Below are 19,649 nucleotides of genomic sequence, written 5' to 3' on the forward strand. Positions count from 1 at the left end.
CTCGATTACTGGCGTGGTTTCGCGAGGGGGAACGCCAAGGTTTCGCGGATGCTGCCGCCGGTGATCAGCATGACAACACGGTCGACACCCATTCCGAGTCCACCCGTCGGCGGCATTGCGTGCTCGAGAGCTTGGAGGAATTCCTCATCCAACTCCATGGCCTCCGGGTCGCCGCCGGCCGCGAGCATCGACTGCTCGGTGAGGCGATTGCGCTGATCAACGGGGTCCGTCAGCTCGCTGTATGCCGTGCCGAGTTCCACTCCCCACGCCACCAGGTCCCACTTCTCGGCGACACCGGGAATGCTGCGGTGCGGACGGGTAAGTGGCGACATCGAGGTGGGGAAATTGGTGTAGAACGTCGGGAACTCGGTGAAGTCCTCGACCAGGTGCTCGTACATTTCCTGTGCCACGGCGCCCGCGTCCCAGTTGGACTGATACGGGATTTCGTTGTCGTCGCACAGTTTTTGCAGCTTTTCGAGGCTTGTCTCGGGAGAGACATCGACGCCGAGTTTTTCGGCAACGGCGCCGTGCATCGTCTTGACGGGCCACTCGCCGGAGATGTCGACCTCGACCAGTTCGCCGTCGGGTCCTGGCCGCATGATGATCTCGCGCCCGAAAGCCGCCACAGCCGCAGCTTGGATGAGCTCGCGGCACATCCGCATCATGCCCTCGTAGTCGCTGTGCGCTTCGTACGCCTCGAGGATCGTGAATTCGGGGTTGTGTTTGAAGTCGACACCTTCGTTGCGGAACACGCGACCGATCTCGAACACCTTCTCCATACCGGCGACGCACAACCGCTTCAGGTACAGCTCGGGCGCGATGCGCAGGTACAGATCGAGGTTGTACGCGTTGATGTGCGTCAGGAACGGTGCGGCGTTGGCGCCGCCGTGAACCTGCTGCAGGATCGGCGTCTCCACTTCGAGGAACCCACGGTTGCCGAGTGAATCACGCAGCGACTTGACGACGGCACTTCTGGCTTCGAGTAGGTCGCGGGCCTTCGGGTTGAGGGCGATGTCGAGGTACCGCTGACGAACGCGAGTTTCGGGATCCGACAGGCCCTTCCACTTGTCCGGCAACGGATGCAGGCACTTGCCGTTCATGCGCCATTCGAGCGCGATCAGCGACAGTTCACCCTTACGGCTGCGACCAATGGTTCCACTGACCTCGATCAGGTCGCCGAGATCGAATTCGGCAGCGAACTCCGTCAACTTCTCGCGCCCGACGTGATCCTGGTCCACCAATACCTGAATGTCGCCGGACCAGTCGCGCACGTCGGCGAATGCAACACCGCCGTAGTCGCGGACCCGCAGGATTCGTCCGGCAATGCGTACGCGGGTGCCTTCCGGTGACTGTGCTGCCGCGGCGATCGTGTGAGTCGGAGGGTAGGCGACGGGATATGCGCTGATGCCTTCGCCCTCGAGCGTCGCCAGTTTGTTCATTCGCACGCGAACCTGCTCGGGTCGCCGCGGTCCCGGTGCTGCCATCGCCGGTGCGGAGTCCGGCAGGCTGCCGTCGGCGTGAATGCCTTCGGCGGTGACCAGTGCCGCAGGCAGTGTTTCGTGAATTCCGGTGTGCTTGGTGGCTTTGCTCGATCTGCGACTGAAGGTGGGGAGAACAACAAAACCCTCGGCGATCGCCGACGCGAATCCGACGCGCGGGAGTTCGCGATTGTCCTCGAAGCACAAAAAGCGTGGTTCCCAGTCCGGCTGATACTTCACGTTGGAGCGGTACAGAGCCTCGAGTTGCCACCAACGGGAGAAGAAGACCAACACCGATCGCCAGATACGCAGGATCGGTCCGGCGCCGATGCGCGAGCCCTCCTCGAATACGGAGCGGAACACTGCAAAATTCAGTGAGACCCGAACGATGCCGAATTCGTCGGAGCGCGTGGCAAGCTCGGAGACCATCAACTCGACAACACCGTTGGGTGCCGTCGGCTTACGACGCATCAGGTCGAGGGAGACTCCGTTTGCCCCCCACGGGACGAGCGACAGCATGCCGACGACGGACTCGTCGTCGGTACCTTCGTCCATCACGGCTTCTACGAGGAGGCAGTCGCCGTCGAGTGGATCGCCCAGTCGGCCGAGTGCCATGGAGAAGCCGCGTTCGGTTTCGGTGTCGCGCCAGTCGTCGGCGCGAACGATGGCGGCGGACATGTCGACCTGGGGCACGTCGCGGTGGCGTCGCATCCGGACGGTCACGCCGCCGCGTCGTACGCGAGTGACTGCCTGTCGAACGGGGCGCATGTCGCGTCCGTTGAGATTGAATTCGCGGGTACGCAGGATGGCCTCGTCGCCGAGCTGCAGGACGTTGAGTCCGGCCCGCTTGTAGGCGGTTGCACCGGTTTCGCTGGCACCCATGACGGCTGTTGCCCAGCCGTACTTCGAGGCCAGGTCCTGCCACGCTTCGATGGCGTGCGGCCAGGCTTCGGGGTCGCCGATCGGATCGCCGCTGGCCAGGCAGACGCCGATCTCGACGCGATAGGTGACCGCGGCTTTGCCGCTCGGAGCGAAGATCGCGGCTTTGTCGCGTCGGGTGGCGAAGTAGGCGAGGGAATCGTCGGCGCCAAAACCTTGGATGAGCCCGCGGATCGCCGACTCGTCGTTGCCGGTGAGTGCGTTGTTGGAACGTTGGGCGCGGAAGAGCGTGATGACGGCAGCGAGGAGTGCGATAGCACCGAGGAGACCGAGGATCGTGTTCACGAAGGCATGCGGATGACCGTCGAAGACTTCGTTGTCGACCGCCGCTGCAGCGGTGACACGGTTGAGCGCCCACGCAAAACGCTGATCTTCCGGAAGTGTGCCTGGGAAAAGTTCGACCAGTCCCCAGCCCAACAGGGTGGCGATCGCCAACCCGCCGATCAGTACGCCGAGAGCTTTCCAGCCGGCTCCGCGTCGTACGCGGGTGTAGAACTCGGGACGGGCCGCGATCAGAATTCCGATGACGACCAGCAGTACGACAGCAGCTACGGCATTATTCGGATTTTTGTCGGTGAACGTGAACAAGATGTTGCTCAGAGCGATCACGGACAGGTAGACCGTCAACAGCCACCACGCGATGCGCTTGCGGCTGGCTAGTGCGGCAGCAAGAAGACCGACGACGAGCGCCCACGACAAGCTCGTATCCGGTGCGTCGAAGTAGTAGTTGTCGATGTATTCGCGTGGGACCCGGACGATATGACGCAGCGTCGGCGACAGGCTCCACAAGAAGACGAGGACGGAGAAGACTCCGAGGATCAAGCCCGAGATATGCGGGACCTGGCTCAGCCGCCCCGACTGGAAGCGGCGTGCCTTTCGCGGATTCTCCGGCGGAGTTTCAACCAACTCCGCGGTTGTATCCGTTATCTCGCTGATAGGTGCCATCGAGCGTCCTCCCATACCGGTCGATCAGTCTCACTGTTCAGTGTGGCCGTTCGTGTCCGGTTTTGTGCGAGGAGCAGAATGATTGCCATGAGCGCCAACATCCCCGCAGTACCGATCCGCGACGAAATGATCCGTCTCGGCCAGTTCCTCAAGCTCGCCAACCTCATCGAATCCGGCGCAGAAGCCAAGGAAGTCATCGCCGACGGCATGGTGTCGGTCAACGGGGAGGTGGAGGACCGTCGTGGTCGTCAGCTGCGCGACGGTGATGTAGTCGAGATCGGCGGGATGGCCGCCAAGGTGGAAGCTCCCGCCTGATCTCGAGCTCCACTTCTAGCTTTCGCGGACGACTACCCCGTCCTGGTCGCTGTAGACGATCTCACCGGGATTGAAGGTGACGCCGCCGATTTCGACGGGCACGTTCTTCTCGCCGGAACCGGTCTGTGTGCTCTTGCGTGGGTTGGTGCCGAGCGCTTTGACGCCGATGTCGAGGGTGCGCAGGATTGCGGAGTCACGGACGGCGCCGTTGACGATCACTCCGGCCCAGCCGTTGTCGACTCCGCGTCCGGCGATGATGTCGCCGACCAGTGCGGTGTGGATGCTCGCATCACCGTCGACGACGAGGACACCGCCGTTGCCCGGTTCGCTGAGGGTCTGCTTCACCAGCAGGTTGTCCTGGAAGCACTTGATCGTGGTGATGGGGCCGGCAAAAACCTCACGCCCACCGAACGCAGTGAACTGCGTGTCGCAGCTACGGATGTCTGGTCCAATTTCGTCGGCAAGGTCAGCAGTGGCTACAGGCTCGGTCATGCACGACAGAATAGTCGGCAGAGCGACAAAAGCTTCCTTCAACTTCACGCGATCACACCGTCAGCGGAATGTGCTTCCGATAACGTGGCCTTGAATTATTCGATTCACTGCAGTTGACGACTAGGAGTGTTCTGTGACGATTTTCGCGATTTTGGATGTGCGGTTGAAGAAGGAGAGCCTTGATACCGCGCGCGAGGTGTTCGGGCGAGTTTTGGCTGAAACCCGTGCTTTCGAGGGTTGCGAAGGCGTCGACGTGGTGATCGATGCCGAGGACGAAACGCACTGGTTGTGCGTCGAGAAGTGGGCGTCTGCCGAGGCTGATGCCGCTTACCGCGAATGGCGCGCGGGTCCGGGAGCTATCAAGGATTTGGGACCACTTCTTGCCGGTGCGCCCGGTCTGGGTAAGTACGAACTGGAATCCGCGATCTGATTTTTTCGGGGCGTTTCCTTCGCGAACTGTGCCGAAGGAAGCGCCCCATTCTTGTCTTACCGCCACGTCACGCTTGGGCTTGTTCACTCGGCTTCACGTGCTTGACGGGGCACCCCGTGGGAAAGGTTCCCAGTTGGTCGACCTTGTAGCCGGCTGGGTAGCTGCGGATATTCGGAAGATCGCGGGCGAATTTCCGGGCGGTGCGCGGTGGGAAGAATCGCAGCAGGCGGCCGCGTGCTTTGAGTGCGCCCCTGGAGAGCGCACGAACCACCGCAGGTGGGCGCTTGTACCCGAACGCCTCGAGAAGGTGATCGTCCATGAGTGAGTAGGCGAATGCCTTGATCAGGGGCTTCGGCGCTAGGTTGTTGGGCGGGAACGTGCACATGAGTTCCAGTGTGGAGTCGGCAACCGCCCTGGCACCCGGATCGAACGAAAAGTGTTCGCGCTCATACTCGTCCAAGAGCTTCGCGAATCCGTCGTAGGTCGTTGGCATGTCCTTGATGTTCATGTGACGGCCGAGTTCGCGGTAATAGAAGGTGGATCCGGCTATTTCGTTGGGCGTCAACGGGCGCCAACCGTACGATTCGAGCCAGCGCACCGGAGTGACGACAAAAGTAGCCAACACGTATCGCATGTCGTCGTTGGAGATGTCGTACGAGCCGTGCATCTGGTTCATCCGGCGAACACTCGATCGACCTTGGTCGCTGCCCAGGCCGTGTTCGAGGACGGCGTCGAGAATGAGGCTGGTGTCGTCGTACCGTTTCTGGACCCGGTCGGTGAATTCACCCGTGGAGAAGAGCAGTTTGCCGATCGACGGCACCGCATAGGTGCGGAACAGCGCAAAACTGAGGGCCTGGTTGATGTCCCAGGGAAACTCTTGAGCAGCAAGAATGCGAGACATCTCTTCGTAGTCGGTCTCGGGATCGAGCTGATCTGTGCGCGCGCGAAGGTCGTAGCGCTTCATGTGAACACTCCCATGGCTTCGGTGTGAGCTGTGCCACCGAGAGTAGTTCTGACAACGCATGTTGTCTAGAGGTGTCGAATTGCCACTGTTCGGTCGTTTCGGGTGTTGTACCAGGGGTATCCGATCAGGGAGTTGTCGACCCGAGGAGTTTCAATGAGTATCTCCCGTACTGCCCGAATCCTGGCAGCCGTAGGTTTGCCGATCGTTGCGTCACTCGCATACGTGGGCACCGCTTCGGCGGATCCACCCCATCCGTTCGGTGGTGCTGCAGTGACCATCGGTTGTCCCAATCAGGGGTCACTGGCGTCGATGACCGGCCTCACCGGGCAGTCCGGGCCTGAAGCGAATCCGCCGATTGCCAAGGGTGACATACGCTTCGAGTCCTTTCCGGCGGCAGCACCGATACCGGCCGCCGGGCAGGTCACGGTCGCGTGGGTCAACACCGACACCGGTAAGGCCGGAATCGTCGATCTGATGGGGACGTACCCCTATCTGTCGGCGACGGTGAATACCGGTGTCGGCAACGTTGTTGCGACCGCTTTCGGTTCCATCAACTGGGGCAGTAGCCCTATCTGCCAAAGCAATCCGACGATTGGACGGTTCATAGCCTGACTTTGTGGCCTGATGTTCTAGCCTGACGCCGCAGCAGTGGCGGTATCGCGTGATTATCTGTCATCTCGGAGATACCGCCACGACCTTGCTGTCCCATATTCTGAAACATGTTCGGTAAAAGTATATTTCAGGTGAGGGAGGAGGCTGCGGCGTGAACGGGTCGAGTGCACGTCAGTTGATGAGCCGGCTGCTCGTAGAGAAGCGCAATAGCCTTGCGCCCGAGAAGGTCGGTATTCGATGCGAGGGTGCTCGTCGCATGCACGGCCTCAGTAGACGTGAGGTCGCGCAGATCGCCGACATCAGTTTCAATCACTATCAAAGGCTGGAACAGGGTACGTCCGTGGGTGTTTCGTCTCGGGTCATGGTTCGTATCTGCGATGCATTGTTGATGGAAGACGACGAGAAAGCGCGCATGCTGGCGTTGCACCAAGCATGGGCGCGTCCGCGTCGTCCGGGGGCCCGGCCTCAAGCTATAGGGGAGATTTCCGGCAGGCAGCGCTCGAGTTCCGCCGGCGTGTAGAAGAAGCTTCCGCTTGCTACCGGCGTGCAGGGCGCTGCAAACGCGGTTTCACGCTCGTTGTAGAGCATGCGAACCAGCTGCGCGTTGTCCGGTCCGGCAAAGACGTCCCACTGGATGTTGGCGCCCATCGGGCTGACCTGCTCGCCGCGCCACGGGTTGTTGTCATACGTGTACAAGGTGCCCTCAGGCTGTGCGACCGTGCTGCCGGGCAGCTTCAGCAGTGCAGCAAAGGGGATGATCGTCTCGGCGTGCGCAAACCGAAAGTCGGCCCCGGGCAAAGAATCTGCACCTGAATGTTCTTTCAGCCCCGCCAGGAATTCGTCGCGGAGCACCGTCGCCATCCGGTAGGTAACGTCCTCACCGGCAAATCCCGGTCCCTTGGCGTAGAAGTCCTCTGCGTCGTTGGTGTACGCCAGCCACTGAGCGTCGTCCTGGTCGATGAAGCGACCGAAATTCCAGTCACCTTCCTCCGACATACCCGGGGTGATGATGTACGTGTTGTAAAGCATGTACGCGGCGTCGACCTCGTTGTTGATCTCTTCCGAGCCCTTGCCCCGGTCGACGAGTGAGAACTCGCCGGCGACAAGACGATCCACAAAGCTCTTCGAGTACAGCTTCTCCATCATGTGACGTGACACGTCGCGAGTGCGAGGCAGGTTCTCGATCTGCTCGTCCACGGCTTCGAGGCGAGGATCGGAATCCTCGTATTCCTTGTAGTCCGCGTTCAGATCGGAATCGTGGAAGTAGAGGACGTCAGGATCAGACGTGACAGCTCCGATATTTCCGGCGATCGCCGGGAATGCGGTGCTCACGCCCTGGGCGAAGTTGGCGGCACTGTCCACTGCGCGGTCCACACCCGAGGACGTCAGGGTGATCGAGCCGTCCTGCTTGGCAATTGCGTCGAACAGCTGCGGAAGGCGTTCCGTCACACGGGCACCCATCTCGCGATGCTCGGTAATGCCGAGGCCGCTCAGATTGCCGTAGCCCAACGTCTGGTTGGCCGCCATGAGTTCACGAAGTACGGGGCCGAACTCCTTGCCGACGGGAGTCAGAGCGTTCTCGGCTTCGGCGATCTCCCAGAGTTGCAGGCTCAGGTCGTCGTACTTCAGGCTCGAGAGCGCGCGGGAACCATGACGTGCAACGTTTTCCGTGTACACGGGCGTGAAACCGGCGGGCACGGCCTGGAGTCCGCCAATGGCCTGGCCGGGTGAATACGGAGTCTTGGACGTGAAGCCCCCGACGGCAGGTGTGCCCGGGGCCCCGAGAGAACCGGTGTCGAGAGAACCGGTGTCGAATGAACTGAATGGTGATGCGTCGGCAACGGCAGAGGTGCCGGTCGTGACAAGCATGAGTCCGACAGCGCCTGCGGCCGCCAGCAATCCGAAGCGGGGGCTTCGCATGGTGATGAGTCCTTTCTGCTCGCGCCGAAATGGCACGACGAACAGGAAGTTAGATCGGCTAAGCGTCCGTAGGTGGCCATAGGACAGACGTCCAGGTGGCCGCAGGGTTAAAACTCGGATTCACATGGCCAGTCCGGCTACGCTTTTGGCCAACAGCACGGTTGCCGCGGCGAGGATGATGTAGGTGGTTGTGCGACTCAAGACCGCCAGGGAGATCCGCCGCGCCAGGTACGAGCCGAGCAGGTGTCCACACACCAGCAGTGGAGACAATGCGAGTGCGGCAAGCAATTCGCTTCCGGTAACACCGATCTGGAACTGGAGTGCCATAAGCGTCGCCGCAGCCATGACAAGAAAGATCGTCGACAACGTAGATCGCAGGGCGGCAGCATCGTCCGGCCGATAGGTCAGCGACAGCGGTGGGCCGGGCATCGCGGCCAATGCGCCCATGAACCCGGCCGCGGCCCCGGCGCCGGCCAGGGTTCGCCGTGATCCGGTCACGGACTTACCCGCGAGCATCACCGCCCCTGCTGCCAGCGCGAGAACGGCCACCAGGAGTTGAACGGACGCCGTTTCAACGCGCTGTATGACCCACAGGCCTGCGGCGATACCGGGAATCATTGTGGCGGTCGCGATTCCGACCGTGCGTGTGTCGCAATGCCCGCGTTCTCGCGCCGCCACCATCAGCATCATCGGAATGGTGAGAATCAGTAGCGGGGCTGGAACAAGCCACGGGGCAATCAGAATAAGGGCGGGTCCGGCGATCAAGCCGAAACCCGAGCCGGTTGCCGATTGAATCGCCGAGGAGGCAACAAGTACGCAGGCAACCAGGAGAAGAATCACAATCCCATTCTCTGGGCGATCTGGCACTGACGGAAGATCCAGATCGTGGGAGCATTAATGGGGCCAGAATCAGGAGGAGCAGGTTGCGATCACACGAAAATCTCGGAGAGTTCCTCGAGGGCAGGTCGGCGTATCTCGACTCGGCCACCAACACGCCGATGTACCGGCGCGTGCGGGCCATGCTCGAAGACCTGCTTGCACGTGGAGTGTTCGACGGTGGTCGACCCATGCCGTCGACGCGCTACTTGGCGCAGGAACTTGGCGTTTCCCGAAATACGGTGGCAGCGGCCTACGACGAGCTGATTGCGCTCGGAGTTATCGAGAGTCGTCCTCGCAGTGGTCTTTACGCGGCAGCCCCGCTCACTCGAACACCTTCTGCAGAGTCGTCGCCACCCGCTCCGCCAGTTGACTGGTCGACATTGCTACAGCCCCGCGAGAGCGTCGAGTTCACCCGAACTCTGGGCCATCCCGACGCCTTCGACTATCCGTATCCGTTCATCAGTTCTCAGCCCGAACTGCGCTCCTTCCCGGTCCGCGGTTGGTTGCGCGCGGCGAGTGAGGCGATGACGGGCCCGCATCTGCGATACAGCGTGCGTGACGCCGTCGATCAGGACGATCCGCTGCTGGTGGAGGCGCTGCGCAAGGAGATTCTTCCGTCCCGTGGCATCGAAGCAGCGGCTGACGAGATCTTGGTGACGAGTGGAACCCAGCAGGGTTTGTCGTTGATTGCCGACGTCCTGTTGCGACCCGACAAGATCATGGGCTTCGAGAACCCCGGATACCTCGACGCTATGCACATTTTCAAGCGCTCCGGTGTGGAACTGTCTCCCATTCCCGTTGACGGGCGTGGGGCGGTGTTCGACCGATCGACTGTCTTCGACGCCATGTATCTCACGCCGAGTCATCACCACCCCACCAACGTCACATTGAGCTTGCCTCGCCGCAAACTGCTCCTGGAATTATTGGAGGAGAGAAACGGTTTTGTGATCGAAGACGACTATGACAGCGAATTCCGCTTTCGTGGGAGGCCGACTCCGTCCCTCAAATCCTTGGGGGACAACCGCCGGGTGATCTACCTCGGTTCCTTCTCGAAGTTTCTCTCGGCCGGCCTGCGCATCGGGTACATCGTGGCGGATCCGCCTGTCATTGCGGCACTTCGAGCGGAACGGCACCATCGAACCAAACATCTTCCGGGGCATATTCAGCGGTCGCTGGCGTTGTTCGTCATGTCCGGGGATTACCACAAGGTGTTGCGCTCGCATCGTCGCCGACTCAAGCAGAACTGGGAAATCATTACCGAGTCGATCAACAAGTACATGCCACGAGTTGAGACGCCGTCGTTTCCTCCGGGCGGTGTCAGTGTCTGGTACACCGGCCCGGAGGATCTTGACGCTGCCGAACTCACGGAACGTGCAGCCCTGCAAGGGATCCTGGTGGCCGACGGCTCCCGCTACTTCTTTCCAGGGACAGGCTCCCGAAACTGCCTGCGACTGGGCTTCGGTTCGATAGATCAGAATTCGATCGAACCGGGCATCGCACTGCTTGGAGGAATTGCTCACCGACTACTGGATGAGTCTCGCCGGATCAGTGAGTGAGGCCCCGCGCGCGGTGGGCCCGAGCGACGCGACCGACTGCCAGGGTCATTGCGGCGCGTCGGAGCGTGGTGCCGGTAGCACCAGCCTGATCCAGTACCGCAGCCCAGGCTGCAGTCATCCGATCATCGAGTCCCCGTTCTACTTCGGGGAGAGTCCACCAGTAACCCTGTTGTGCCTGAACCCATTCGAAGTAGGACACGACCACTCCGCCGGCGTTGGCCAGGATGTCCGGGACCACCAACACTCCCGCCCGCTCGAGTACGGCGTCGGCCTCGGCGGTGGTTGGCCCGTTTGCACCCTCCACGACAATACGTGCCTGGATGCGATGTGCGTTGCCGCCGTGGATAACTCCTTCAACCGCAGCGGGAACCAGGAGGTCGACATCCAGTTCGAGAACGGCAGCGGGTTCGATCTGCTCACCTCCGGGGAAGCCTGCGACGGAACCGTGCTCGGTGACGTGGGCTCGCAGAAGGGGCAGGTTCAATCCGTCGGCGTTGTGCACCGCGCCGAATCTGTCGCTGACAGAGATGATCCGGACTCCCGCGTCGGCGAGGTAGTCGGCAGCGTCGGCTCCCACCTTGCCGTATCCCTGGACAACGGTGGTGGCCGAGTTCGGTTCTATGCCTGCCTTTTTCAGAGCCAATAACGCGATGTGCGCAACACCGCGTGAGGTTGACGTCCGGCGGCCGAGCGAACCGCCGAGATCAAGCGGCTTGCCCGTCACCACGCCCGGGACACCACGGCCCCGAGTTGCGGAGTAGGCGTCCATCATCCAGGCCATCGTCTGCTCGTCGGTGCCGACGTCCGGAGCGGGAATATCGTTGTCCGGCCCGATGACGGGTGAGATTCCCTGGGTGTACGTCCGGGTCAGTCGTTCGAGTTCGGCCGGGGAGAGAGTCAGGGGATCGACGTCCACCCCACCTTTTGCCCCGCCGTACGGAATATCGAGGAGCGCGCATTTCCACGTCATCCACATTGCGAGAGCCCGCACTTCGTCAAGATTCACTCCGGCGCTGTACCGGATCCCACCCTTCGCCGGTCCGCGCGCGATGCTGTGCTGCACGCGGTATCCGGTGAACACTTCAACGTCGCCGTTGTCGCGGACCAGCGGAACGCTGACCGTCGTCTCACGTCTGGCGGACCCGAGGATGCGGTGCAGGCCGTCCGGGTAGCCCAGGGCCGCCACTGCCTCTGCGAGTTGCGTGCGCGCGTCGTCGAGCGCACTGGCGTGGACGGCCGAGGCTGTCACCGGGGACCGTCGTAATAGGAATCGGCCACGTCGAGGGCAGTGTCGAGCATGGCGAGTGCGGCGTCGACCTGCGTCGGCGTCACGGTGCACGGCGGGACGACGTGGATGCGGTGGTAGTTGTTGAAGACGAGCAGTCCGGCGTCGCGGGCGGCGGCCATCGTCTGGCCGATCGCGGCGTTGGTGCCGCCATACGGTGACAGGGGTTCGCGCGTCTCGCGGTTCGTCACGAGATCGAGTGCCCAGAAGACTCCGAGACCGCGGACGTCCCCGATGCTCGGGTGTTTGTCCGCGAGAGCGCGTAGGCCCGGTCCGAGTGACGTGCGACCGATGAACTCGGCATTCTCGACTATGCGCTCCTCATGCATCGTGGTGATGGTGGCCACTGCTGCGGCGCAGGCGAGCGGGTGGCCGGAGTACGTCATGCCGCCGGGGTACGGACGCTCGGCAAACGAGTTGTAGATATTCTCGCCGACGATGACTCCGCCGAGTGGCACGTAACCGGAGTTCACACCCTTGGCAAACGTGATGAGATCGGGGACAACGTCGTAATGGTCGATTGCCAGCCAGGCGCCCGTGCGGCCGAAGCCGGACATGACTTCGTCGCAGATCATGACGATGCCGTATCGGTCGCAGATGTCACGGACCCCCTTCAGATATCCGGGCGGCGGCGGCATGATTCCGGAGGTGCCGGGAACGGATTCGACGATGATCGCGGCAAACGCGGCCGGACCTTCGAAGCGGATCAGAGTTTCGAGATGTTCGAGAGCTCGCTCACATTCCTGTTCCTCTGTCTCGGAACGGAATTCGGATCGGTACAGGAAAGGTCCGTGGAAATGAACGGCGCCCGAGTTTCCGTAATCGTTCGGCCACCGGCGGTGATCGCCCGACAGGTTGATCGTCTCGGCAGTAGCGCCGTGGTACGAGCGGTACGCCGAAAGGATCTTGTAGCGACCGGTATGCAAGCGCGCCATGCGAATTGCGTGCTCGTTGGAGTCTGCGCCGCCGCTGGTGAAGAACACCCGGTCCATTCCTTCGGGTGAAATCTCGGCGATCAGACGCGCTGCCTCGGACCGAGCCTCGTTTGCGTGCGCCGGCGCGATGGTGCAGAGCTTTGCAGCCTGCTCCTGTACCGCCGCGACAACCTTGGGATGCTGGTGACCGACGTTCGTGTACACGAGTTGCGACGAGAAATCGAGGTATTCCTTGCCGTCGCCGTCCCAAAGGTAGCAGCCGTCTGTGCGCTCGACCACCATGGGCTGCAAGGATTTCTGTGCCGACCATGAGTGAAAGACGTGTGCGCGATCCAACTCGTACGTGCGTTGTGACGTGCTGATTGCGGGAGCTGCCATGGCAGAAACCTCCTGATCGAGGGTTGGAACTTCTTCAGTCCACTCAAGGATGGGGAATGGCTGTGGTCCTGCGCCAGATCCAGATTCGAGGGCATCTCCTGGGGCCAGTTACACGATGGAACCTTCGCGTTAACACGAGACGGCTACGTTACGACTGGCCCGAGAAATTCACCACGCAGGTGGCACTGGAGTGGGGGCCAGATCACGAGCACACTGGTGAGCAGTTCATTCACCGCCGTCGGGATCTCGTGTCTGCGGATCTCTCAGGGCCGAAACATCATTCATCGAGGAGTTCACAACTATGTCCGTCATGAAAGCTCCAGTTGCCGTGGTCACCGGGGCCAGCAGCGGCATCGGTGCCGCTACGGTGCGCCACCTCGTCAAAGAGGGTTTCGACGTGGTGATGGGTGCACGCAGAATGGATCGACTCGAGGAGTTGGCGCGCGAAACAGGTGCTCGCGCTCTGTCTCTCGATGTGACGGACGTCGAATCGGTCGACGCCTTCTGCGCGTCGATCGAGCGGTGTGACGTGCTGGTCAACAATGCCGGCGGCGCATTGGGAGCCGACAGTATCGCCGATACCGACGAAGCCGACTGGTCCGCGATGTTCGACGTCAACGTGCTCGGTGTACTGCGCGTCACACAGCGGCTTCTCCCGCGCCTTCGTGAGAGCGGAAACGCTACTGTCGTCACCATCGGGTCGATTGCCGGACGCGAGCCCTACCTCGGCGGTGGTGGGTACAACGCCGCGAAACATGCTGTGACAGCGCTCACTCGGGTTCTTCGCCTCGAACTGCTCGGTGAACCCATCCGTGTCTGCCAGATCGACCCAGGCATGGTGGAGACGGAGTTCAGCATGGTGCGCTTCGGTGGCGACAAGGAGCGCGCCGATGCGGTGTACGCCGGCGCCGATCCGTTGACCGCGGACGACATCGCGGAATGCGTTGCCTGGGTTGTGACCCGCCCGAGCCGAGTCAACGTCGACTCGATGCTTGTACTGGCTCGCGACCAGACCTCAGCTCAGCGAGTGCACAGGAGGACGGCATGACCACCACTGCTTCACCGAGTTCAACTGTTTCAGCAAGTTCTACCGAAGTCGCGCCAGCGCCCCCTCCTCCGCCCGCAGTGTCCGCGAAGAAGCGCACACCGATTTTCACACCGGAACGGGTGCGCTCCATCGGAGTCCGGATTGCGGCTCTGGTTGCGTTCCTCGTGGTGTGGTGGGGTATTACCGCAGCCGGTGTTATCGACGAATTATTCCTTCCTTCACCAGGTTCGGTGTGGGATGCGTTCATTCGGGCCAACACCTGGCATCAGGTGGCGCCCGGTGTCGACCGCGAAGTGCTCGGCGAACAGAATTACTTTCTCTGGGAACACTTGATCGCCAGCGGTCAGCGCATAGCGGCAGGCGTCGGCGCGGCCGTGATCGTGGGTCCGCTGATCGGTTTTGCGATGGGAATGTCCGTCCCGATCAGAACCTTCGTGGAGCCGTACCTGAACTTTCTGCGTGCGTTGCCGCCACTCGGCTATATCGGCCTGCTGATCGTCTGGTTCGGTATCGGTGACACCTCCAAGATCTGGCTGCTGTTCCTCGCTGCCTTCCCGCCGATCGCGATAGCCACACTCAACGGCGTCACCTCGGTGAAGGTCGATCAGATCAACGCCGCTCGAGCTCTGGGTGCGAGCCGAACTCAGGTACTGACCAATGTGGTCTTTCCGTCGACGCTGCCGGAAGTGATCAACGGTATTCGAATCGCGGTCGGCTTTGCGTGGACCACCGTGGTGGCCGCGGAACTCAACAACGGCATACCCGGTATCGGCGGGTTGGCCTATCTTGCCGGCACGCAGCTCAATACACCACTCACAATCGCATGCATCATCGTCATAGGTTGCGCCGCACTTGTTCTCGACTCCGCGATCAAGGCAATCGGAACACTCGTAGCACCATGGAAGGGTAAAGCATGACCGGTCAGTCGAGGCGAATTGCAATCGCGGTGGTTTCCGCTGCAACTCTGGGGACAACTTTGACCGCGTGTGTGGAAACGGGTCGAGGTGAGATGAGCCGCTCGATGGACAGCTCAGTGAGTTGTCCTGTCACAGTGGATGAATCGGTGACTACGTCGGCACGGATCGGGTATCAGGACATTCCGAACGGTGACCTGATCGTCAAGGATCAGGGGCTGCTCGAGGCGTGCATGCCCAATGCGGATATCACGTGGAGCAAGTTCAGTTCGGGGCAGGATGTAGTGCAGGCCTTCGGTTCCGGAAGCCTGGATCTGGGAACTTTGGGGTCGAGTCCGGCAACAATGGCGTTGTCGGCACCGCTGAATATCCCCATGCAGGTCGTCTGGATCCAGGACGTGATCGGCGAAGCCGAGTCGCTCGTTGTCAAAGACCCGTCGATCAATACCTTGGAAGGGTTGAAGGGCAAGAAAATCGCGACACCGTTCGGCAGTACGTCGCACTACAGTCTGCTTGCAGCCCTCGGAGCGGCAAACATGACTGCTGATGTCACCCTCATGAGCCTGAAACCGGACGCAATGCTCGGAGCGTGGCAGGGTGGACAGATCGATGCGGCCTGGGTGTGGGATCCGACGCTGTCGAAGCTGACGGCCGACGGTCACATCATCATGAGTAGCGCTGATGTTGCGGCACAGGGCGCGCCGACGTTCGATCTCTCGGGTGCTACCACTGAATTCGTCTCCGCCAATCCGGAATTCATGCTCATGTGGACCAAGCTGCAGGACTACGCAGGCGGCCGGATCAATGCCGATCCCACTGGTGCCGCAGTATCGATGTCTGCTCAACTGGGTATTGCCCCCGACGTCGTCAAGCCGCAGTTGGCGGGCTACACGTACCTCTCGGCGGCGGAGCAAGCCGGCCCCGCCTTCCTCGGCGGCGAGTTCACTCAAAGTCTTTTCGGCACTGCGGAATTCCTGCTTCAGCAGGGAAACATCGACGCAGTAAGCCCCAGCAGCACCTACGCCGAGGGAATCTACACGGACGCCGTGACGAAAGTGGGCCAGTCATGACAAGCACGGCTACAGACCTCAGCACTCGCGTCGTACTCACCGAAGTTCGGAAGGAGTACGTCACCGCAGGTGAATCGGTACTCGCGCTGGCCCCCACCAGCTTGACTTTCGAACCGGAAGAATTTGTCTGCGTAGTCGGACCGTCCGGTTGTGGCAAGACGACGCTCCTCCAAATGCTTGCCGGTTTCCAAGCGCCGACCGAGGGAACCATCATGGTCGGGAACACTCACATCAAGGGGCCGGACCCGGATCGTGGTGTGGTGTTCCAGCAAGCAAATCTGTACCCGTGGTTGTCGGTGCGGAAGAACGTCGAGTTCGGGCTGAAGATGCGGGGAGTTCCTCGCGCCGAGCGTGCCGCCGAGGCCGATCGGATGCTGGAAATGGTCGGCTTGGAGTTGTATGGTGACCGTAAGCCCTACGAGCTGTCCGGTGGCCAGCAGCAACGCTGCCAGATTGCGCGTGTACTTATCACAGACCCGCGAATTATCCTGATGGACGAGCCTTTTGGTGCACTCGACGCCATGACCCGCGAGAAGTTGCAGCTCGAACTGCTCGACTTGTGGCGCGAGCGTCGTAAGACGGTCTTCTTCGTCACTCACAGTGTGGAAGAGGCGATCTTCCTCGGAACCCGAGTGATTGTGATGGGCGCCAGGCCGGGTCGCGTCATCTACGACCGCAAGGTGTGGTTCAAGGGTGACAATCGCGAACCCGTCGACACCGCTGTCCGTTCGACCCCCGAGTTCGTGGCTATGCGAGACGAAGTCGCAGCCAAGATCTACGAGGCACAAGGTTTGATCGGTGCAACGGTTGCGTTGCACTGACTTTCACTGCACTGACTTTCACTCATCTGGAGGAGTTTTCGTGAAGATCGACCGCAAGAAGCGTCTGATCCGAGTGTCCAGTGGAGCTCTGGCACTGTGTGCGGCTGCATCAGTAGCAGCTTTTGCTGCCCCGGCGTCGGCCGAAGGGTCATTGTCCTTCGGAGATCCGCAGGCACCACAACTGTCGCCGGGAACTCTGATCACCGCGCACAATCTCACGGAATCTGCCGCGCTGCCCAGCGCGGCGAAGAACGAACGCATCACCTACATGTCCCAAAGTGCCTCAGGTGAACCGATTCTCGTCTCTGGAGTTGTTGCTATCCCCAAGACGCCTGCCCCGGCAGGTGGTTGGCCGGTGATCAGTTGGGCACACGGCACAACCGGAGTTGCCGACGCCTGTGCGCCGTCGGCGGATACTCCCGCCGGTCCGGTTCACGACTACCTGTCGGTGGTCGATCAAACTCTCGACCAGTGGGTCAGCAGTGGGTACGTTGTGGTCCAAACCGACTACGAGGGTCTCGGTACCCCCGGCGGTCACTCGTACATGAACGGGACCAGCGCTGCCAATACCGTGACCGATATCGTTCGAGCCGCTCGGCAGGTGGACGATCAGGTTGGCAAGGACTGGTTTGCGATGGGCCACAGCCAAGGTGGGCAGGCAGCCGCTTTCACGTCGCAGATCGGCAAGGACCGCGCACCGGAACTGAATCTGAAGGGTGCGGTATCGATAGCTCCCGGAAACGGCACGGCCCAGATTCCGGCAATGGTTGCTACGGGAAATCAGGCTATGGCAGGGGGAGTGCCGTTTGTTCCGGTCATCCTGCTGGGCGTACAGGCAGTTGATCCGTCTGTAGTTCCTGAAGACTTGCTGTCGGATCAGGCCCAGCCGCTCCTCGAGGCTGCCCGGACGGGGTGCCTGGCGGCAGTGCGTGCGGTACCGACTGTCCCCGTTGATCAGATCTTCCGTGAGGGTGCAGATCTGACGGCGTTGACAGCAAACCTGAACGAGCAGGAACTGTCGACCGTAACCCCGAAGGTGCCCACCTTGTTCGCGCAGGGAACCACGGATGTTCTTGTCTCGGTGGCGAGTACGTCCGGCGCAGTCAAGGATTACTGCGCCAAGGGCTCGGACATCGAGTTCAAGACCTACGAGGGTGCCGATCACCGCGGAGCAATCGCGGCGTCCTACAACGACGCGATGGACTTCACGACAAGAATGCTCGCGGGCGGAGAGGTGAACCCCGGGGCTTGTTGACCTCGCTAGGCCGATCGCACTCGTGAGGCTGTCAGCGGCCGTGACGCTTTTCGTAGTCCTCGCGGGTGCGATCGGCGCGGCGCTGGGCTTTCTCGTTCATCAGGTCGGGATCGAGGCCGTGACTCTGAAGGCGGTGACGGCGGTAGATGTTGCCGAGCGCCACGACAAAATAGGCCAGCGGGATGAGCAGTAGCGCCATCATGGCGAGAGGGATCCAAATGGGTCCCGGAATCAGGAGAAACAGCAGGAGGATGAGCGTCGCCGGCACCGTGAAACGAACGATGTAGCGAACCTGGGCGCCCGGTCCGACCAGATCGTTCCGAACCCAATCCTGGTACTTGTCAGGGAGTGTCTTGCCCAGAAGGTAGCCGCAGTACTGGAGGAAATTCGGGCGGGTCGATTCAGCCATACCTCCAGGGTAGTTGCCGGGAATGGCAGATTTACCCCGGTGCCTGGAAAGTGCGGCGATAGGCACTCGGCGAGACGCCGAGCGTGTCACTGAGGTGCTGACGCATCGATGTGGCGGTCCCGAATCCGGTGCGCGTCGCAATCGTGTCGATCGAGAGATCGGTTTCTTCGAGTAGTTCGCGGGCGTGATCGATACGCCGAGCGGTGAGCCAGCGGTTCGGTGTTGTCCCGACCTCGTCGCGGAATCTGCGACTGAAGGTGCGGACGCTCATGTTGGCGCGATTCGCCAGGTCCGTCAGAGTGATCGGTTCCCGGAGATGCTCGAGAGCCCAATGCCGAGCGGCGGCAGTCGATTCGGAAGGTTTGTCGGCAAGTGGGCGTCGAATGTACTGGGCTTGCCCACCGTCGCGCCACGGCGGTACGACGCATCGCCGGGCGACGGTGTTCGCCACTTCCATGCCGTGATCACGCCGCACGATGTGTAGGCACAGGTCCACTCCTGAGGCCACTCCGGCGGAGGTCAGAATGTGGCCCTCGTCGACGAACAGGACGTCGGGGTCCACCTTCACCTTGGGGTAGATGCGCTGGAAGTGATCAGTGTTGCGCCAGTGAGTGGTGGCCCTCAAGCCGTCGAGCAGGCCGGCCGCAGCCAGAACGTACGAGCCGGTGCAGATCGACACAAGCCGCGTCCCGGGGCGGATGTGTTCGAATGCCGCCGCCAACTCGGGGGAGAGGTAACCGTCCTCGTAGGCGGGACCAAGTTCGTACGACGCCGGAATGACGACGGTGTCCGCTGTGGCGAGTAGTTCACTGCCGTGGTCGACCGTAATGCTGAAATCGGCATCCGTTCGCACGGGCCGGCCATCGACAGTGCAGGTGAGGATCTCGTACAGAGGCTTGTCCTCGGCGTCGACCGCGCGTCCGAAGATACGCGCCGGGATGCCGAGCTCGAAGGGAATGACACCGTCGAGGGCAAGGACAACAACGCGATGCGGTCCGCTCATG

Annotated in this window: 20 protein-coding genes; 10 read left to right on the forward strand and 10 right to left on the reverse strand. The window is 61.6% G+C overall.

The window, feature by feature from the left end; genetic code table 11:
- Window positions 1–5 precede the first annotated feature (5 nt).
- Complete coding sequence (lysX, locus tag C7T36_RS14100) at window positions 6–3,362, reverse strand: bifunctional lysylphosphatidylglycerol synthetase/lysine--tRNA ligase LysX (protein WP_045066178.1); 3,357 nt, start codon at window positions 3,360–3,362, stop codon at window positions 6–8.
- Window positions 3,363–3,449: 87 nt separating this feature from the next.
- On the opposite strand from lysX, the gene C7T36_RS14105 reads away from it, so the two are divergent.
- Window positions 3,450–3,677, forward strand: a complete 228-nt coding sequence (locus C7T36_RS14105) for an RNA-binding S4 domain-containing protein (RefSeq protein ID WP_033235435.1) — start codon at window positions 3,450–3,452, stop codon at window positions 3,675–3,677.
- Between the two features lie 15 nt (window positions 3,678–3,692).
- Here C7T36_RS14105 and rraA read toward each other — a convergent pair whose 3' ends face one another.
- Window positions 3,693–4,169: a ribonuclease E activity regulator RraA gene (rraA, locus tag C7T36_RS14110; protein ID WP_033235436.1), complete on the reverse strand. Its 477-nt coding sequence runs from the start codon at window positions 4,167–4,169 to the stop codon at window positions 3,693–3,695.
- Between the two features lie 133 nt (window positions 4,170–4,302).
- Between rraA and C7T36_RS14115 the strand changes: the two genes are divergently transcribed.
- Window positions 4,303–4,599: a putative quinol monooxygenase gene (locus C7T36_RS14115; RefSeq protein WP_033235359.1), complete on the forward strand. Its 297-nt coding sequence runs from the start codon at window positions 4,303–4,305 to the stop codon at window positions 4,597–4,599.
- A gap of 67 nt (window positions 4,600–4,666) precedes the next feature.
- Here the strand turns inward: C7T36_RS14115 and C7T36_RS14120 are convergent, their stop codons facing one another.
- The gene (locus C7T36_RS14120; protein WP_033235360.1) at window positions 4,667–5,563 is read right to left on the reverse strand and encodes an oxygenase MpaB family protein; all 897 of its coding nucleotides are present in this window, start codon (window positions 5,561–5,563) and stop codon (window positions 4,667–4,669) included.
- Between the two features lie 153 nt (window positions 5,564–5,716).
- Here C7T36_RS14120 and C7T36_RS14125 point away from each other — a divergent pair, with 153 nt between their 5' ends.
- Entirely contained in the window at window positions 5,717–6,175 is a 459-nt protein-coding gene (locus C7T36_RS14125; RefSeq protein WP_033235361.1) for a hypothetical protein, read from the forward strand.
- A 127-nt stretch (window positions 6,176–6,302) separates the two neighbouring features.
- Here the strand turns inward: C7T36_RS14125 and C7T36_RS30550 are convergent, their stop codons facing one another.
- On the reverse strand, window positions 6,303–6,488 hold the full coding sequence (locus C7T36_RS30550) for a hypothetical protein (RefSeq protein ID WP_045066180.1): 186 nt from the start codon (window positions 6,486–6,488) through the stop codon (window positions 6,303–6,305).
- Here C7T36_RS30550 and C7T36_RS30780 point away from each other — a divergent pair.
- Window positions 6,432–6,695, forward strand: coding sequence for a helix-turn-helix transcriptional regulator (locus C7T36_RS30780; RefSeq protein WP_353805919.1), 264 nt, complete (start codon window positions 6,432–6,434; stop codon window positions 6,693–6,695). The two genes, C7T36_RS30550 and C7T36_RS30780, sit on opposite strands and share 57 nt — an antisense overlap.
- Here C7T36_RS30780 and C7T36_RS14135 read toward each other — a convergent pair.
- Window positions 6,641–8,095: a histidine-type phosphatase gene (locus C7T36_RS14135; RefSeq protein ID WP_045066183.1), complete on the reverse strand. Its 1,455-nt coding sequence runs from the start codon at window positions 8,093–8,095 to the stop codon at window positions 6,641–6,643. The genes C7T36_RS30780 and C7T36_RS14135 overlap by 55 nt on opposite strands.
- A gap of 120 nt (window positions 8,096–8,215) precedes the next feature.
- A complete protein-coding gene (locus C7T36_RS14140; protein WP_045066186.1) occupies window positions 8,216–8,935 on the reverse strand; it encodes a TSUP family transporter in 720 nt (239 codons plus the stop codon).
- A gap of 83 nt (window positions 8,936–9,018) precedes the next feature.
- Here C7T36_RS14140 and C7T36_RS14145 point away from each other — a divergent pair, with 83 nt between their 5' ends.
- Window positions 9,019–10,530: a PLP-dependent aminotransferase family protein gene (locus tag C7T36_RS14145; RefSeq protein ID WP_052683446.1), complete on the forward strand. Its 1,512-nt coding sequence runs from the start codon at window positions 9,019–9,021 to the stop codon at window positions 10,528–10,530.
- Here the strand turns inward: C7T36_RS14145 and C7T36_RS14150 are convergent.
- Together C7T36_RS14150 and C7T36_RS14155 are read right to left on the reverse strand one after the other, a co-directional pair.
- The gene (locus C7T36_RS14150) at window positions 10,520–11,779 is read right to left on the reverse strand and encodes a Glu/Leu/Phe/Val dehydrogenase (protein WP_045066188.1); all 1,260 of its coding nucleotides are present in this window, start codon (window positions 11,777–11,779) and stop codon (window positions 10,520–10,522) included. The genes C7T36_RS14145 and C7T36_RS14150 overlap by 11 nt on opposite strands.
- Window positions 11,776–13,128 carry an aspartate aminotransferase family protein gene (locus C7T36_RS14155; protein WP_045066189.1) on the reverse strand — a complete coding sequence of 451 codons (1,353 nt, stop codon included), beginning with the start codon at window positions 13,126–13,128 and terminating at the stop codon, window positions 11,776–11,778. Before C7T36_RS14155 ends, C7T36_RS14150 begins: the two co-directional genes overlap by 4 nt.
- Before the next feature lie 301 nt (window positions 13,129–13,429).
- On the opposite strand from C7T36_RS14155, the gene C7T36_RS14160 reads away from it, so the two are divergent.
- The 5 genes from C7T36_RS14160 to C7T36_RS14180 all read left to right on the forward strand — a co-directional run bounded on the left by C7T36_RS14160 (window position 13,430) and on the right by C7T36_RS14180 (window position 18,236).
- Window positions 13,430–14,176 carry an SDR family NAD(P)-dependent oxidoreductase gene (locus tag C7T36_RS14160; protein WP_033235367.1) on the forward strand — a complete coding sequence of 249 codons (747 nt, stop codon included), beginning with the start codon at window positions 13,430–13,432 and terminating at the stop codon, window positions 14,174–14,176.
- A complete protein-coding gene (locus C7T36_RS14165) occupies window positions 14,173–15,093 on the forward strand; it encodes an ABC transporter permease (RefSeq protein WP_084702584.1) in 921 nt (306 codons plus the stop codon). Before C7T36_RS14160 ends, C7T36_RS14165 begins: the two co-directional genes overlap by 4 nt.
- 146 nt (window positions 15,094–15,239) lie before the next feature.
- Window positions 15,240–16,160, forward strand: a complete 921-nt coding sequence (locus C7T36_RS14170) for an ABC transporter substrate-binding protein (RefSeq protein WP_239654669.1) — start codon at window positions 15,240–15,242, stop codon at window positions 16,158–16,160.
- Window positions 16,157–16,981, forward strand: coding sequence for an ABC transporter ATP-binding protein (locus C7T36_RS14175; protein ID WP_033235369.1), 825 nt, complete (start codon window positions 16,157–16,159; stop codon window positions 16,979–16,981). Before C7T36_RS14170 ends, C7T36_RS14175 begins: the two co-directional genes overlap by 4 nt.
- A gap of 46 nt (window positions 16,982–17,027) precedes the next feature.
- Window positions 17,028–18,236: a lipase family protein gene (locus C7T36_RS14180; RefSeq protein ID WP_371851343.1), complete on the forward strand. Its 1,209-nt coding sequence runs from the start codon at window positions 17,028–17,030 to the stop codon at window positions 18,234–18,236.
- A 31-nt stretch (window positions 18,237–18,267) separates the two neighbouring features.
- Here the strand turns inward: C7T36_RS14180 and C7T36_RS14185 are convergent, their stop codons facing one another.
- A complete protein-coding gene (locus C7T36_RS14185; RefSeq protein WP_045066197.1) occupies window positions 18,268–18,645 on the reverse strand; it encodes a DUF5313 family protein in 378 nt (125 codons plus the stop codon).
- A gap of 31 nt (window positions 18,646–18,676) precedes the next feature.
- Window positions 18,677–19,648 carry a GlxA family transcriptional regulator gene (locus C7T36_RS14190; RefSeq protein WP_045066200.1) on the reverse strand — a complete coding sequence of 324 codons (972 nt, stop codon included), beginning with the start codon at window positions 19,646–19,648 and terminating at the stop codon, window positions 18,677–18,679.
- Between the last annotated feature and the right edge of the window lies 1 nt (window position 19,649).

Source organism: Rhodococcus sp. AD45-ID, assembly GCF_003023755.1.
GTDB classification, from domain to species: domain Bacteria; phylum Actinomycetota; class Actinomycetes; order Mycobacteriales; family Mycobacteriaceae; genus Rhodococcus_F; species Rhodococcus_F globerula.